General features: G+C 60.1%; 16 protein-coding genes. 15 read left to right on the forward strand and 1 reads right to left on the reverse strand.

The features are described 5' to 3' along the window. Positions 1-201 precede the first annotated feature (201 nt). Positions 202-537 carry a flagellar hook-basal body complex protein FliE gene (gene fliE / locus B5495_RS10235; RefSeq protein ID WP_079553467.1) on the forward strand — a complete coding sequence of 112 codons (336 nt, stop codon included), beginning with the start codon at positions 202-204 and terminating at the stop codon, positions 535-537. A 95-nt stretch (positions 538-632) separates the two neighbouring features. On the opposite strand, the gene B5495_RS10240 is transcribed toward fliE, so the two are convergent. Continuing rightward, entirely contained in the window at positions 633-998 is a 366-nt protein-coding gene (locus B5495_RS10240) for a flagellar protein FlaG (protein WP_079553469.1), read from the reverse strand. Between the two features lie 198 nt (positions 999-1,196). Between B5495_RS10240 and B5495_RS10245 the strand changes: the two genes are divergently transcribed. The 14 genes from B5495_RS10245 to B5495_RS10310 all read left to right on the forward strand — a co-directional run bounded on the left by B5495_RS10245 (position 1,197) and on the right by B5495_RS10310 (position 14,576). Continuing rightward, positions 1,197-2,888: an HD domain-containing phosphohydrolase gene (locus B5495_RS10245; protein WP_079553471.1), complete on the forward strand. Its 1,692-nt coding sequence runs from the start codon at positions 1,197-1,199 to the stop codon at positions 2,886-2,888. Between the two features lie 142 nt (positions 2,889-3,030). After that, positions 3,031-3,447: a flagellar export chaperone FliS gene (gene fliS / locus B5495_RS10250; protein WP_079555043.1), complete on the forward strand. Its 417-nt coding sequence runs from the start codon at positions 3,031-3,033 to the stop codon at positions 3,445-3,447. A 7-nt stretch (positions 3,448-3,454) separates the two neighbouring features. After that, on the forward strand, positions 3,455-3,868 hold the full coding sequence (fliT, locus tag B5495_RS10255) for a flagellar protein FliT (RefSeq protein WP_079553473.1): 414 nt from the start codon (positions 3,455-3,457) through the stop codon (positions 3,866-3,868). Further along, positions 3,865-5,184, forward strand: a complete 1,320-nt coding sequence (gene fliK / locus B5495_RS10260; RefSeq protein WP_079553475.1) for a flagellar hook-length control protein FliK — start codon at positions 3,865-3,867, stop codon at positions 5,182-5,184. The genes fliT and fliK overlap by 4 nt, the downstream gene beginning before the upstream one ends. Beyond that, positions 5,174-5,458, forward strand: coding sequence for an EscU/YscU/HrcU family type III secretion system export apparatus switch protein (locus tag B5495_RS10265; RefSeq protein WP_172824559.1), 285 nt, complete (start codon positions 5,174-5,176; stop codon positions 5,456-5,458). Before fliK ends, B5495_RS10265 begins: the two co-directional genes overlap by 11 nt. 103 nt (positions 5,459-5,561) lie before the next feature. Further along, positions 5,562-5,894, forward strand: a complete 333-nt coding sequence (gene flhD, locus B5495_RS10270; protein WP_079553478.1) for a flagellar transcriptional regulator FlhD — start codon at positions 5,562-5,564, stop codon at positions 5,892-5,894. Further along, positions 5,891-6,433, forward strand: coding sequence for a flagellar transcriptional regulator FlhC (gene flhC / locus B5495_RS10275; protein ID WP_079553480.1), 543 nt, complete (start codon positions 5,891-5,893; stop codon positions 6,431-6,433). The genes flhD and flhC overlap by 4 nt, the downstream gene beginning before the upstream one ends. A 111-nt stretch (positions 6,434-6,544) precedes the next feature. Then, positions 6,545-7,414: a flagellar motor stator protein MotA gene (motA, locus tag B5495_RS10280; RefSeq protein ID WP_079553482.1), complete on the forward strand. Its 870-nt coding sequence runs from the start codon at positions 6,545-6,547 to the stop codon at positions 7,412-7,414. Then, the gene (gene motB / locus B5495_RS10285; protein ID WP_079553483.1) at positions 7,411-8,334 is read left to right on the forward strand and encodes a flagellar motor protein MotB; all 924 of its coding nucleotides are present in this window, start codon (positions 7,411-7,413) and stop codon (positions 8,332-8,334) included. The genes motA and motB overlap by 4 nt, the downstream gene beginning before the upstream one ends. A 77-nt stretch (positions 8,335-8,411) precedes the next feature. Next, a complete protein-coding gene (locus B5495_RS10290; RefSeq protein ID WP_079553485.1) occupies positions 8,412-10,715 on the forward strand; it encodes a chemotaxis protein CheW in 2,304 nt (767 codons plus the stop codon). Next, the gene (cheW, locus tag B5495_RS10295) at positions 10,712-11,212 is read left to right on the forward strand and encodes a chemotaxis protein CheW (RefSeq protein ID WP_079553487.1); all 501 of its coding nucleotides are present in this window, start codon (positions 10,712-10,714) and stop codon (positions 11,210-11,212) included. Before B5495_RS10290 ends, cheW begins: the two co-directional genes overlap by 4 nt. Before the next feature lie 110 nt (positions 11,213-11,322). Then, positions 11,323-12,540, forward strand: a complete 1,218-nt coding sequence (locus tag B5495_RS10300) for a methyl-accepting chemotaxis protein (protein ID WP_079553488.1) — start codon at positions 11,323-11,325, stop codon at positions 12,538-12,540. Further along, positions 12,537-13,421, forward strand: a complete 885-nt coding sequence (locus tag B5495_RS10305) for a CheR family methyltransferase (RefSeq protein WP_231897166.1) — start codon at positions 12,537-12,539, stop codon at positions 13,419-13,421. Before B5495_RS10300 ends, B5495_RS10305 begins: the two co-directional genes overlap by 4 nt. Positions 13,422-13,514: 93 nt before the next feature. Beyond that, the gene (locus B5495_RS10310) at positions 13,515-14,576 is read left to right on the forward strand and encodes a protein-glutamate methylesterase/protein-glutamine glutaminase (RefSeq protein WP_079553491.1); all 1,062 of its coding nucleotides are present in this window, start codon (positions 13,515-13,517) and stop codon (positions 14,574-14,576) included. Positions 14,577-14,596 lie beyond the last annotated feature (20 nt).

Here is a 14,596-nt window from a genome sequence, read left to right on the forward strand (position 1 = left end):
TCCGCAAGCGTGAGTATCCGTAAGCATGAATATCTGCACGCTTAGTGGGGCGGAATTATGATGAACGCCATTATCCGGCGGTGCGTCCACCCCGAAGTAAGGAAAAGCCCCGGTTTTTATACGCATTTGTTCGTATAAGACTCATCCTACCGGTGTTAAACTTCCCCTATTATTCCATCTTTCAGCGTTTAAGGCATGTTTATGACGTCGCCCGCGATTCAGTCAGCGCTACAGCAAATGCAAAGCCTCGCTTCCCAGGCCAGTCAGTCGCCGTTGCAGGGCGCTCAGGCAGCGGATGCCGTGGATACGAAGCAGGGGAGTTTTGGCAGTGAGCTGGCGGCTTCGCTGCATCGCATCAACGAGCTGAAGCAAACCGCGGCAAGTCAGGCGCAGGCGTTTCAGTCGGGGGATTCAAACCTCGAGCTCAACGATGTCATGATGGATATGCAGAAGGCCAGCGTCGCATCCGAGATGGGGCTTCAGGTGCGCAACCGGCTGGTTTCCGCCTATCGCGACGTGATGAACATGCAGGTCTGAGTAGGCTTGCTGCCTTTCGGCAACGCTGTAAAGCACAAAAGTTGTCAGGCGCTGCGTGATTCACGCGGCGCCTTTTTTGTGGCGTGAGTGGAAGATCAGGCCTGTGAGGACAGGAGGTTGCCTTGCATTTCTCCCAGGCGTTCGGCAATGCGCAGGACTTCTTCAGCGGGAATCTGGCGAATCACCTCGCCTGACTGGCTATCTACTACGCGGGTGACAACGCGGGTGCGCTCGTCGCTGAGATCAAACTCCAGACCGTGCTGGCGCATGACGTCATTGATGCGTTGAATGGGCTCAACCAGCTCGGCAGGATTGATCGGCCGGTCCTGTGCTTCCGGAGAGCGCTGAGTCCCCGGTGCCGGCAGTTTTTCCAGCACGCCTTCCAGGCGCTGTCGCGCTGTGACGTCTTGCCGGGCGGGGGTCGAGAGCGTACTCGACGCATCAATAAACGGTGGGTGCATGATTCCTTCCTCTTGGATTTCCGTCTCGACAGTCAGGTGATTGAGTAACGTATCGCCAGACTGTCGCAAATAGGCTGTTTTTTATCGCGCAGCCGCATGAAACATATCGGCAGCGCTATCAAAAAGCTTTAGTATAAAACGTTTTTTTTGACAAGCTCGGGTTTATTGCTTTAGGGCATATGAGAGGCGGGGCAAGGGATGGAAGCGCGGGATAAACAGTACGAAACAGTGGGTGGAACGACGGAAATCGCTACGCTATTGAATGCGTTGATTGAAAGTGGCGGCGTGCTGCTGTGTCTTGACGAGCCAGAGACGCGGCCAGAGCCGATCGTACTGATGGAGCAGCATCCCGACCACATGCTGGTGATGGACTTGTCATCGGTTGAGCACTTGGTCATACGCTTGCAGGAAGGCGAAGGGTTTTTCCTGCGCGGGCAGGTCAAGGGCAAGATGGTGCGCACGCCACGGCTTACACTGACGGAGGTGCGCCGCGTTGGCGGGCGCTATTTGTGCTGCAGCGACTATCCCGCCTCACTGGGAGTGCTGCAACAGCGCGAGTCGTTTCGCGCTGAGCTGCGCATGGGCATGAAAGTGACGGCCACGCTGCTGGGGCAAAGCCATGAGGCGGTGCAGGGCGAGCTGCGTGACCTGTCACAGGCCGGCTGTCAGCTTGAGCTGCCGCTGGCGGCGAGCGGTATACTGACCGAGGCGCAGAGCTACCCCCTCAGGCTGGAGCTGGGCTTTCCGGACGGTACCCGTTTTGCCGTGCAGGGAACGGTGCGGCATCAGAACACCGACCCGGAGCAGCAGCTTTTGCGCGCCGGCCTGCGCTTTGCCCAATGCAGCGCCGATCAAGAGCGCCAGATATGGTATTTCGTCTGTGAAATTGAGCGTGAAGCCTCGCGCTACCATAAGGAAGCCAAAGGCGAGCGTCAGCCTTCCCCGCTATTTGAAACGCCGCAGAAGCGCCTGGCCGGTGACCATGTCGGGCGCCGCGAGTTTGCGCACTATGCAACGCCCGTGGCGCGGCGTCTGGCCAAGGTGGCGGCGTTTCTGGATGCGCAGATGCTGCTGTTGCAAAGCGGCAGTAACGTCGATTCGCGCCAGCTTTCACACTATGCCGACCGGCTGCTGTTGCTCCATGAAGAAGATCGCGAAGCGTTGCTGTTTGCCACGCGCTGCATGACTCGCGAACCGCTGCTGGTGCGCCATAGCCTGGCGGTAGCGGTGCAGCTGCTGGATTTGACCGGCGCCAATATGCCACGAGACGTGCGCAAGGCCATTGCCGCCAGCGGCATGGTCCACGACCTGGGCAAGGCGCTGGTGCCGCAGGTGCTGTTTCAGGCGGCCGCGTTTGATGCGCCGCATCGCCAGACGTTGCAAGAGCACGTGCCGCTGCTGCTGGAACGCCTGCGCGGCTGTCACTGGTTATCAGCCAATATTGCCCAGGCCGTGATTGGCGGCATTAATGAACGGATGGACGGCAGCGGCTATCCTCAGGGGATAACCGGCGAGCAACTCAACGAGCTGGCGCGCGCCGGCGCCGTGGTAGACGTAGTGGAGGCCATGCGCCGTGATCGCGCGGACCGTCCGGCGCGTACGGTGCAGCAAATTTATCGTCATCTGCTGCGCCATCCGCACCAGTTTGATCCGCGCTGGATCAAGCGCTATGTCGCACATTTCAAAACGCTGCCGGTAGGATCGCTGGTACGTTTTTCAAGCGACCAGCTCGCCTGGGTGCTGCGCGTGAATCAGCAGGGCAATCCGGTTGAAGTGCAGATCACGGCACGGCCGGAGCCCCCGACATCGAAGAATCTGGGCGAGATGGTCCGCGCCAACGTCACCGAGCGGCTGGGTCAGCCGGTGGGTGAAGTGGCGGTATCCACCTGATCCGCGAAAACTCAGGCAGTGGCTAAAGTCATAACGTAATCTGCCGATATATTCTTGAAGCCGGCGCGGGAGCGTCTGCCGGCATCAGTATTTTCCGGTCCGCCATTGTGGCGGCGGGTCTGACCCTCAGGAGGCGATGTTTATGACTTATTCTCGCGGTGCCACCGCCTATGGGCAGGGAGCCAGCGCCTACGCGCGGGTTGGCGTGGAAAGCGGCGTCATGTCAGCAAACCCCCATCAGCTTATCGTCATGCTGTTTGACGGTGCCAATACCGCCATGCGTGCGGCGCGTATTCACATGCAGGCGGGTAATACGGTGGAGAAGGGCAAGTCCATCTCCAGGGCGCTGGATATCATCAACAACGGTTTGGTGGCGGCGCTTGATCAGGAAAAAGGCGGAGAAATCGCCGAGCGGCTGGGCGCGTTGTACGACTATATTGCCCGACTGTTGCTGACGGCCAATCTGCGTAACGATGAAGCAAGCCTGGACGACGCCGAGCGGCTGCTTGACGATATCGCATCCGCCTGGCGCGACATTGGCCAGCCGCAAAGTGCATGAGGCACCCATGAACCCGTCTACGTCCGCCGATGATGCAATGACTCAGCAAACGCTGCTTGATGCCTATGCCACGCTGCTGGATAGCGCCGCGCATATGCACGAGCTGGCCAGCGCCGAGCAGTGGGCCGAGCTTATCGAGCAGCGCACCCAATACGTCATGCTGGTCGACAAGCTGCGGCACCTGGATGCCGGCGTTGCCCTGGATGCCGACGGGCAACAGCGCAAGGCCGAACTTCTCGAACGTATTCTGGAGCACGATGCCACGGTGCGTCGCCAGCTCGTGGCCAGGCGCGACGAGCTCAGCAAGCTGATTGACGTGTCTGAGCGCGAGCGTCGGCTGCATCGTGCCTATGGTCCGCAACAGGGAGCTACTGACGCTTTTTATACGCATCATGAAGATGATGTGAAGAGGACGACGTGAGTACCATCACGCCGCTGATTGATACCCTCCTGCATCAGGTGCTGGGCAAGGGCGGCAACGTCGCGCCGAAAGAGCTCAATGTGCCGGTGAGGCCGATCGATCCGGGGGACGGGCCACGCGCGCTACGCAGCGACTCGCGTCTGGACGCGCGCGCGGATCCACGGCTTGGCGAGCTCAACCGGCTGCCCCCACAGCCTGATGCCTTGCGCACTGCCGGGCGCGGAGATGGCACCGCAGCATCGGCGCCGGGTTCCACGCAGACCCACTTCAGCCCGGCGGCGCGCAGCATTGCTGACCTTCTGGTGCGTTTTCCTGCGCCGCCTTCCGTTCTGCGCACTCCGGCACCGCTGATGTCCACGGCAGAGCCGCCTGCCCCGCAGGTGCTGGCGCAGCGTATTGAAGCCAGCGTGCGCGACAGCGGTCTGTTTTACGAAGCGCATCTCAAGCGCTGGTTTCAGGGCGACATGCCGCGTCAGCAGCTGCTGCGTGAGCCGCAAATGCAGCCCGGTGTGCGTCCACTGCCGATGGCCGATCCCGCCGCAGCTGGCGCAAGGGCTGTGGCCCCGGCCAGCAGTGCGAGTGCTGCGCCTGCGCTGATACAAAATCCTCTGGTGGCCAATGCGCCACCGCTGTTGCTGCCGACACCGGTGCCGTTTATCTTGCCCGGCCACTCCCTGCCTGCCGCCGCATTGCCGACGTCAGCAGCCGGTGCGCAGGGCGGTTCGGGGCCCGTGCTGCCCGGCAGCGTATTGTTGCCGACGGTGGCAACGGCCAGTGGCCACACCGCGACAACTACCGCAGCGGCGATGCCTCCCCCGCAGAGCGCAGTGCCTCCTATGGAAGGCGCGCGTGCTGAGGTTGCGGGCATGCGGGATATGCTGGAAATGGCCGCGGCGCATAAATCACGCGACGTGGTGCATGAAAGCCTGCAAAGCCTGGTGCGCCAGCAGCTGGAAATGCTGGTGGCGCCCACTATCCGCTGGGAGGGCGATGTATGGGCCGGCATTTTTATGGCGTTGGTGGTCAATTTGCCCAAGCGTCCTGACGAGCAGAACGCTGAACAGGAATCCGCGCGGGATGAGTCCCAGGAGGGCTGGCAGTCGGACATACGGCTGGAGGTGCCCAGTCTGGGTGCTTTCGAAGCCTCCCTGCGCCTGTATAAAAACACGTTAAGCGTGGACTTGACCACGTCCAGCGCGGAGGTCCACGAGTGCCTGGAGGAGGGGTTGTCTCGGCTGGAAAACCGGCTGTCTGCGCTTGACCTGCAGCGCGTTAGCGTAAGCGCGCACTATCTGAGCGAGGCTGATGATGAGTAACGGTGAGGGGCGTCGTCAGGCCGTTGCGCTGGCGTATCAGGATCATGAAAGCGCGCCGCGGGTGGTCGCCAAGGGCTATGGTGAGCTGGCCGAGCGCATTATGTCGGAGGCAACGCGTCAAGGCATTTATGTTCACGATGCGCCAGAGATTGTCGCTTTGCTGATGCAGCTCAATATTGACGAAGAAATACCCGCTAGCCTTTATCAGGTTGTCGCTGAGCTTCTGGTGTGGGTGTTTGAGCTTTCCGGGGAGGGCGTGGCGCCGTTACGTTGACACTTGGTGGTTAGCCCTTGCATTGTAGGCCGCGTTTAAGGACATAATGTGCACGAACGCGCAATGACAAGAGCAAAAATAGCGCCAACTCCCATAGGACATCATGAGTCATACGAGCTTTTTCGACGAAATACAGGAAATGAACCTGGCCTACCTGCTGCTGGCTCAGCGCCTGCTGGGTGAAGATCGCGAGGCGGGCATGTTCCGCCTGAAAGTCGATGCCGATATGGCTGACCTGCTGCTGTCACTCAATGCCCGGCAGCTCACCCAGCTGGCCCGCAGTAATCAGCTGCTGTGCCGGTTCGGCCCCGTCAGCGCCGAGCGTCTGCGTCAGGTCACGCACAACCCTCGCGATCAGGGGCTGACCGGGCTGCATGCCTCGCTGCTGCTGGCCGATGCGTCGTTTGAAACGTTGACGGAAAGAGGCAGCAAGTGAGTCAGAAAAGCCTGATGGATGAAATGAACCAGGTACAGCTGGCCATTGAGCTCATCGAATTGGGAGCGCGACTTCAGGTGCTGGAAACGGAAACCGAGCTGAGCCGTACGCGGCTGATCCGGCTTTACAAGGAAGTGCGCGGCATGTCGCCGCCCAAAGGCATGTTGCCCTTTTCCGCTGACTGGTTTGTGACCTGGCTGCCCAATATTCACTCATCGCTTTTCTATAATATATACGTCAGCTTTTTAACCCGGACCTGCTGTGAGCGCATTGACGCTTTCGTCAAGGCGTACCGGCTTTATGATGAGCAGATAGCGCTGGATGGCGTGGAGCCCGTGCTGGGATTGACCCGGGCATGGACGCTGGTGCGCTTTTTTGAAAGCGATATATTGCAGCTGGCAACGTGCACGCGCTGCGCCGGACACTTTGTCACCCATGCCCATACGCCCACGCAGGAATATGTCTGTGGTATTTGCCAGCCGCCATCGCGGGCCGGCAAGACGCGCAAAACAAAAAATACCGTCCGATGCGATAAATAATTCAAGAACGGCGGCGTGAGGCCGACTTTATAGAGTAGAGCGCTATAGCAGACGAGCAGGGCGCTGCTCGCTGCGGCGTCGTTTCATGACAAGGGCTAAAGGATACCGCCTGTGATTCTTCTTTTAGGTTATGTAGTGGTACTGCTGTCGGTATTCGGCGGTTATGTGCTGTCCGGCGGGAGTCTGGGTCCCATCTACCAGCCACTTGAACTTTTGATCATCGGTGGGGCAGGGGTAGGGGCCTTTATTGCCTCCAATAACGGCAAGGCCATCAAGGCCACGTTCAAGATATTCCCCAAGCTCAAGCGTACCAAAAAATACAACCGTGCCATGTACATGGAGCTGATGGCGCTGCAGTTCAAGCTGCTGTCCAAGATTCGTCGCGAGGGTATGCTGGGCATCGAACGCGATATTGATAACCCTCAGGACAGCGCGCTGTTTCAGGAACACCCGCTATTGCTGGCTGACCCGCATATTCTGAACTTTCTGACCGACTATCTGCGCCTGATGGTCAGCGGCGGCATGGAGCCGATGGAAATCGACGAGCTGATGCTGCACGAGATCGAAGTCTTTGAGCAGGAAGCACATATTCCCATTGATGCCATTCACAAGGTGGGCGACGCCATGCCGGCGTTTGGTATCGTGGCGGCGGTCATGGGGGTGGTCAAGGCGCTGACCTATGCCGATGCCAGTGCGGCAGAGATGGGCGAAATGATCGCCCACGCACTCGTGGGCACCTTTCTGGGCATTCTGCTGGGCTATGGCTTTGTGATGCCGGCGGCCAGCCACCTGGGCTGTCAGGCCAAGGAAGCCGAAAAAATGCTCCAGTGCATTCGCGTCACCCTGCTGGCAAGTCTGCACGGCTATGCGCCACAAATTGCCGTTGAGTTCGGGCGCAAGGCGTTGCATAACGCTGAGCGGCCTTCGTTCTCCGAGCTTGAAGATTACGTCCGCGAGGCCAAGAAGGCAGGCAGTGCATGAGTCAGGGAGGAGACCGGCGCCCGATTATTATTCGGCGTAAAAAGGTGGTTCACGCGCATCATGGCGGTGCCTGGAAAATCGCCCTGGCGGATTTCATGACGGCGTTGATGGCGCTCTTTCTGGTCATGTGGATCCTCAGTTCGGCAAGTGAAGAGCAGCGTATTGGAGTAGCGGAATACTTCAGCACGCCGTTGGTCACTGCCATTACGGGCGGCGATGGCTCGGGCAGCACCAGCGTCATACCCGGCGGTGGCCCCGACCCTTCGCACAGCGCCGGTGAGCGCGCACGCATCGACGCCTTGCAGCGCACGCGGCCAAGCCTTGAAGAGCGGCGTTTTGTCCGCAACCTTCAGGAGCGCATAGAGCGCGCCATTGCCGAGGATGAAGAGCTGCGCCAGCTGCGCGACCAAATGCGCTTTGATCTCACCCGGGAAGGGCTGCGAATACAGCTTTTTGATACCGAACGGCGGCCGATGTTCAAACTCGGCAGCGATCAGGTGGAGCCGTATATGCGTAACCTGCTGCGCACCATGGCGCCACTGCTCAATGAATTGCCCAATGATCTGAGCATCAGCGGCCATACCGACAGCGTGGCCTATGCCGGTGGCTATCGCGGTTACAGTAACTGGGGGTTGTCCAGTGATCGTGCCAACGCCTCGCGGCGTGAGTTGCTTGAAGGGGGGCTGGATCCTGATCAACTGCTGCGCGTTTCAGGTTTTGCCGATCGTGTCATTTTGCCGGACACCAAGCCAAATGATCCGGCCAACCGGCGCATCGAACTTTTGGTACTGCTGCCGGAAATTGCCGAGGCCATTCGTCATCCGAACGTTATGGCGGAAATGCCTTCGCCGCTGCTGCCGTCAGAGCAGGAAGGCGTCGACGAATCCGGCGCGGCACAACAGGACGCGCCTGAGCCGTAGCCGGGCTTTGTGAGCAACGCCTCTTTCAGCATAAGCCTCTTTTGGCATAAAAAGATGACCTAGCAAGGTGGAGCAGCATGGATATAACGGATTTTTATGACACCTTTTTTGAAGAAGCCGAAGAGCTGCTGGCCGATATGGAGCAGCACCTGCTGGATCTGGATGTTGACGATCCGGACAGCGAGCAGCTGAACGCCATTTTCCGCGCCGCCCACTCGATCAAGGGCGGCGCAGGTACTTTCGGTTTCAGCGTGCTGCAAAAAACCACGCATATTTTTGAAAACCTGCTTGATTACGCGCGTAAAGGTGAGCTTGCGCTGCGTACCGACCTCGTTGATACGTTTTTAGAGGCTAAAGACATCATGCACGAGCAGCTCAATGCCTACCGCAGTGAGGCAGAGCCCGACCACGACACCTTCGAGCGTATTTGCCGGACCCTGCAGCAAATTGCCGTTGACGAAATGGGCATGGAGCTGGACGCCGGCGGTGCGCCTGCCGCCAGTGCCCCGCCCCAGGCCGAGCCGGAACCCGCTGCCTCCGCTGACGATCACGGCAGCAGCGCAACGCTACAGGTGGTGCTGCTGGGCGTGGGTGACAAAGATCGCATGCCACTGGTTGAAGAGCTTGAGCAGCTGGGTGACGTGCTGGCGCAGTCGGGCGATGACACACGCTATGAGGTGACGCTTGGCACCACCGCCAGCGCGGACGATATTGAAGCCGTGATGTGCTTTATTATCGAACCCGAGCAGATAGAAATAACGTCCTCTGCTGCACCCGAAACGAGCGCGCAGGCACTGCGGGTGCTGCTGCTGGGCGTGGATGAACACGACCGCACGCTGCTGGTTGAAGAGCTGGAGCAGCTGGGCAGCGTGCTTGAACAATCGGGTGATGACGCACGTTACGAGATAGTGCTAAGCGGCTCGACCAGCGCTGACGATATCGAAGCCGTGATGTGTTTTATCATCGAGCCCGGGCAGATCGAGATTACGTCGGCGGCGTCATCGGCCGACGATACGCCGCCGCCCGCACCTGCGCCGCCCGAGCCAGAGCCGCAAAGTGCTCAGCCGGAACCAACAGCAGCCCCCAAAGAGGCGCCGACGAAAGAAGCGCCGGCGAAAAAAACCAAGCCGAAAAAGAAAGCCGCAGCCGAGTCGTCGATTCGCGTCTCGGTCGACAAGGTGGACCAGGTCATCAATCTGGTGGGCGAGCTGATCATTACCCAGTCGATGCTTGATCAAACGGTCAGCGATCTCGACGACCAGTCAGTCGGCAACAGCGCGCTGCAAAACGGCATGAGCCTGCTGCAGCGCAACGCCCGCGACCTGCAGGAATCGGTGATGTCGATCCGCATGATACCGATGGAATTCGTCTTCAGCCGTTTTCCCCGCGTGGTGCGCGACACCGCCAGCAAGCTCAACAAGGACATCGAGCTGGTTACCGAGGGCAAGTCCACCGAGCTGGATAAAAGCCTGGTTGAGCGCATTACCGATCCGCTCACTCACCTGGTGCGCAATAGCCTGGATCACGGCATTGAAATGCCGGATGTGCGCGAAGCCGTGGGCAAGCCGCGCACCGGCAAGCTAACGCTTGCAGCGCGTCATCAGGGCGGCAACATCCTGATCGAGGTGAAAGACGACGGCGCCGGGATGGACCGCGACGTGCTGCTGAAAAAGGCGCGTGAGAACGGCCTGAACGTCAGCGATACCATGGCGGATGAAGATGTCTGGCAGCTGATTTTTTCACCGGGCTTTTCTACCGCCAAGGAAGTCACCGACGTCTCGGGCCGCGGCGTCGGCATGGACGTGGTCAAGCGTAATATCCAGGGCATGGGCGGGCGCGTCGAAATCCAGTCGAAAAAGGGCGAGGGCACCAACACGCGTGTGGTGCTGCCGCTGACGCTGGCCATTCTTGACGGCATGTCCATCAAGGTGGGCGCGGAAACCTTTATTCTGCCGTTGACCGCCGTGCTGGAATCGCTGCAGCCGACCAAAGAAGACATGTACGCGATGGCCGGCGATGACGTGGTGCTCAAGGTGCGCGACGAATACCTGCCGGTCATCGCCATTCACGAAGTGCTCGACGTGCAGGGCGCCATTACCGACCCGACCAAAAGCATTGCGGTCATCGTGCAGGGCGAAGGCCATCGCTACGCCATGCTGGTCGATGAGTTGATCGGCCAGCAGCAGGTGGTGGTGAAAAACCTGGAAGACAACTACCGCAAGGTGCCCGGCGTTTCGGCCGCCACCATCCTTGGTGACGGTAGCGTGTCGCTGATTCTGGACATCACCGCCCTGCACCGCCTGAACCGTGATCAGAAAGAAGCCGGCAAAATTGCCAATCACCCCACCCCGGTCTTGTCAAAGGAGGCTGAGCCGTCATGAGCCAAGCGAATAACGATGCAGTGCTGGCCGCTGCAGAAGCGGACAACCGCGAATTTCTGGTGTTTTCCCTGGGCGAAGAAGAATACGCCATCGATATCCTCAAAGTGCAGGAAATCCGCGGCTATGAAAACGTCACGCGGATTGCCAACGCGCCGGACTTCATCAAGGGCGTGACCAATCTGCGCGGCGTGATCGTGCCGATTGTCGATTTGCGCATCAAGTTTCGCCTGGAGAATGTCGAATACGGCGGTCAGACCGTGGTGATCGTGGTCAACGTGGGAGATCGCATCGTGGGTATCGTGGTGGATGGCGTTTCCGATGTGATGACGCTGACGCCTGACCAGATCAAGCCGGCGCCGGAGTTCGGGGTGACGCTGTCGTCCGACTTCCTTAGCGGCCTGGGCAGCCTGGATGACCGCATGCTGGTGCTGGTGGATATCGACAAGCTGCTGACCAGTGAAGAAATGGCGCTGGTTGACAGCACCCGCGAGCACTAGCGTTACGGCCGTTGCCACAGCAGGTCAAGCAATGGAACTGACGGACAAGGCGGTACTTCAGTGCCGTCATGCAGGGGTAAAGGCGGGTGATAGAGTTGATACGCAGCATAATGTACAACATGACGGTGCGGCTCAGCTGGGTGCTGGTGCTGGTCGCTTTTTCGCTACTGATCCTGCTCGCCTGCGGAGTAGGGTTTTATGCCCTTGACCAGAGTACGGAACTGCTGGCGGATGCGAGTGCGGCACGCCAGGCGGCGTTTGCTGAGCTGGCCGGGCGGATGCGCTGGCTGCTGGCGGGCGTGCTGGTGCTGACGGCGTCAACGGCCGTGATTGTGCTCTGGGGTGTGGTCGCCAACGTGCTGCGCCCGCTGGATCGTTTAGTGGGCTATTTCGAAAAGATGGCGCAGGGCGATTTAAGCCAGCAAGTGGCGTCGCCGGGCAACAATGAAATCGGCCGCCTGTATACCGCCATGCAGCATATGCAGGCGTCGCTATCGCAAACGGTGGGCGTGGTGCGCGACAGCAGCGGCTCGATTTATGCCCGCGCGGAAACCATTGCCGGAGGTAATAACGACCTCTCCGCCCGCACCGAACAGCAGGCCTCATCCCTTGAGCAGACGGCGTCCAGCATGGAAGAGCTGGCTTCTACCGTTGAGCACAACGCCGGTAATGCACGCCAGGCCAGCCAGCTGGCCGGCGATGCGACCCTCACCGCGCGGCGCAGCGGGGAAGAGGTCGGCGAGATTATTGATACCATGCAGGACATTAGCCAAAGCTCGCATCAGGTCGCGGATATTATCACCCTGATTGACAGCATTGCTTTTCAGACCAACATTCTGGCGCTTAATGCGTCGGTAGAAGCCGCGCGTGCCGGCGAGCACGGCCGTGGCTTTGCCGTGGTAGCCCAGGAAGTGCGTAGCCTGGCCGGACGCAGTGCCGATGCCGCGCGTGAGATCCGTACGCTGATCGATACGTCGCTTGGCAAGGTGGATGCCGGTGCCGAGCGCGTCAACCGCGCGGGCGATACCATGCAGACGCTGTTGGCGGCGGTGCAGCAGGTGAGCGACATCATGGATGAAATCGCCGCGGCCTCTGAGGAACAGAGCAACGGCATTCGCCAGGTCAATCAGGCCGTTACGCAGATGGATCAGGCCGTACAGCAAAATGCCGAGCTGGTGCAGCAGGCCTCGCACAGCGCCAACGAGCTTGAGCGCGATGCCTCGCGCCTGCGGGAAACCGTGGAGCGCTTTCGTATTGAGACATGCGAGCAGGATGCCCGGGAGCCCCGGCAGCTGCCGGTGCCCGCTACGCTACAGGAGTCTTTTTGAGCGAATTTTCTGCCAAAGCGGATGCTGGCGCCTGGGGAAGCGGTAGCCATATCGAGCGCGACCTTATCCTCACCGATGCTGACTTCCGACGTATCCGCGAGCTGATTTATCAGCGTGCGGGCATCGTGCTTGCCGAACACAAGCGCGAGATGGTCTATAGCCGTCTGGCAAAGCGCCTGCGGCATCACGGCCTGACGCGCTTTAGCGATTACCTGTCGCGCCTGGAGCAGCATCCCGAATCCCGCGAGTGGGAAGCGTTTACCAACGCGCTGACGACCAACCTGACGGCGTTTTTCCGTGAGGCGCACCACTTTCCCCTGCTGGCCGACCACCTGAAGCAGGCCAGCGGCCCGGTGAAAATATGGTGCGCGGCGTCGTCTACCGGTGAAGAACCCTACTCGCTTGCCATGACGTTGCAGGAAGCGCTGGGTGCGCGTGCCAGTCAGTCGAAAGTCGTCGCCACCGATATCGACACCGATGCGCTGCAAAAGGCACGCACCGGCGTATACCCGCTTGAGCAGGTGCGCAAACTTGATGAAGCACGTATCAAGCAGTTTTTCCAGAAGGGCACGGGGCAGCGCGCCGGCTTTGCCCGGGTGCGTGCCGAAGTGGCCTCGCTGGTGGAGTTCATGCCGCTTAACCTGCTGGCGCCGGGCTGGCCGATAGAAGGGCCGTTTGACGCCATTTTCTGCCGCAACATAATGATTTATTTCGATAAAAAAACGCAGGCGGAGATTCTTCGACGCTTTGCCCCGCTGCTCAAGCCCAACGGGCTTTTATTTGCCGGGCATTCGGAGAATTTTTCCTACATCAGTCCCGAGTTCAAGCTGCGCGGGCAAACCGTTTATACCCTGGCCGCCCATTCGTCGGCAGCCAGGTAGGCCGTCTGACAGACAAGCCGGGATTATTTCAGGGCATTTTTACCTGAGGTGGTCGTGAGTCTTGTCAGGTGCCCAAGTGAAAGGAGGCGTGCATTGAGCGCAACGAAAATAAAAGTATTGTGCGTCGATGACTCGGCGTTGATCCGTGATCTGCTGACCGAAATCATCAACACCCAGCCGGATATGGAGGTTGTCGCCGTCGCGCCGGATCCGCTGGTGGCACGGGATCTGATCAAACAGCACAACCCCGACGTCATCACGCTGGATGTGGAAATGCCGCGCATGGATGGCCTGGATTTTCTCGAGCGGCTGATGCGCCTGCGCCCGATGCCGGTGCTGATGGTCTCATCGCTGACCCAGTCCGGCTCGGAAATCACGCTGAAAGCGCTGGAGCTGGGCGCGCTGGATTTTGTCGCCAAGCCCAGTCTGGGTATTCGCAACGGCATGATGGAGTACGCCAACGAAATTGCCGAGAAGCTGCGCGCCGCCGCCCGCTCGCGCCCGCGCCAGGCGCGGCACAAGAACACGCCGGCCAAACAAGAGCTCAAAGCGCCGCTGACCTCGAGTGAAAAGCTGCTGATCATCGGCGCCTCCACGGGCGGTACCGAAGCGATCCGCGCCGTGCTTGAGCCTCTGCCGGCCAACGCGCCGGCCATTTTGATTACCCAGCATATGCCCGGCGGCTTTACTCGCTCGTTTGCCGAGCGGCTGAACCGCCTGTGCCGGATTACGGTGAAAGAAGCCACGGACGGCGAGCGCGTACTGCCCGGCCACGCCTACATTGCCCCGGGCGACCAGCACCTCAAGCTTGCCCGCAGCGGCGCCAACTACGTCGCACGGCTCGACAACGGCCCGCCGGTCAACCGGCATCGCCCGTCGGTGGACGTGCTGTTTCAATCGGCGGCCCAGCAGGCGGGCAAAAACGCCATCGGCGTCATCCTGACCGGTATGGGCAAAGACGGTGCTCAGGGGCTTGTGGAAATGCGTCGGGCCGGTTCGGCGACGCTTGCCCAGAACGAAGAAACCTGCGTGGTGTTCGGCATGCCGCGTGAGGCGCTGGCCGTGGGTGGCGCCGCGGAAGCGGTGGCGCTTGACGACATTCCCGGACGGTTGATGTCGCTGGTGGCGGCATCCGGTCAAGCTCAGCGCGTTTAACCCCCCGGCCAAGGAGAGCC

Origin of the sequence: Vreelandella subglaciescola (assembly GCF_900142895.1) — a bacterium.
In the GTDB taxonomy this organism is placed as follows: domain Bacteria; phylum Pseudomonadota; class Gammaproteobacteria; order Pseudomonadales; family Halomonadaceae; genus Vreelandella; species Vreelandella subglaciescola.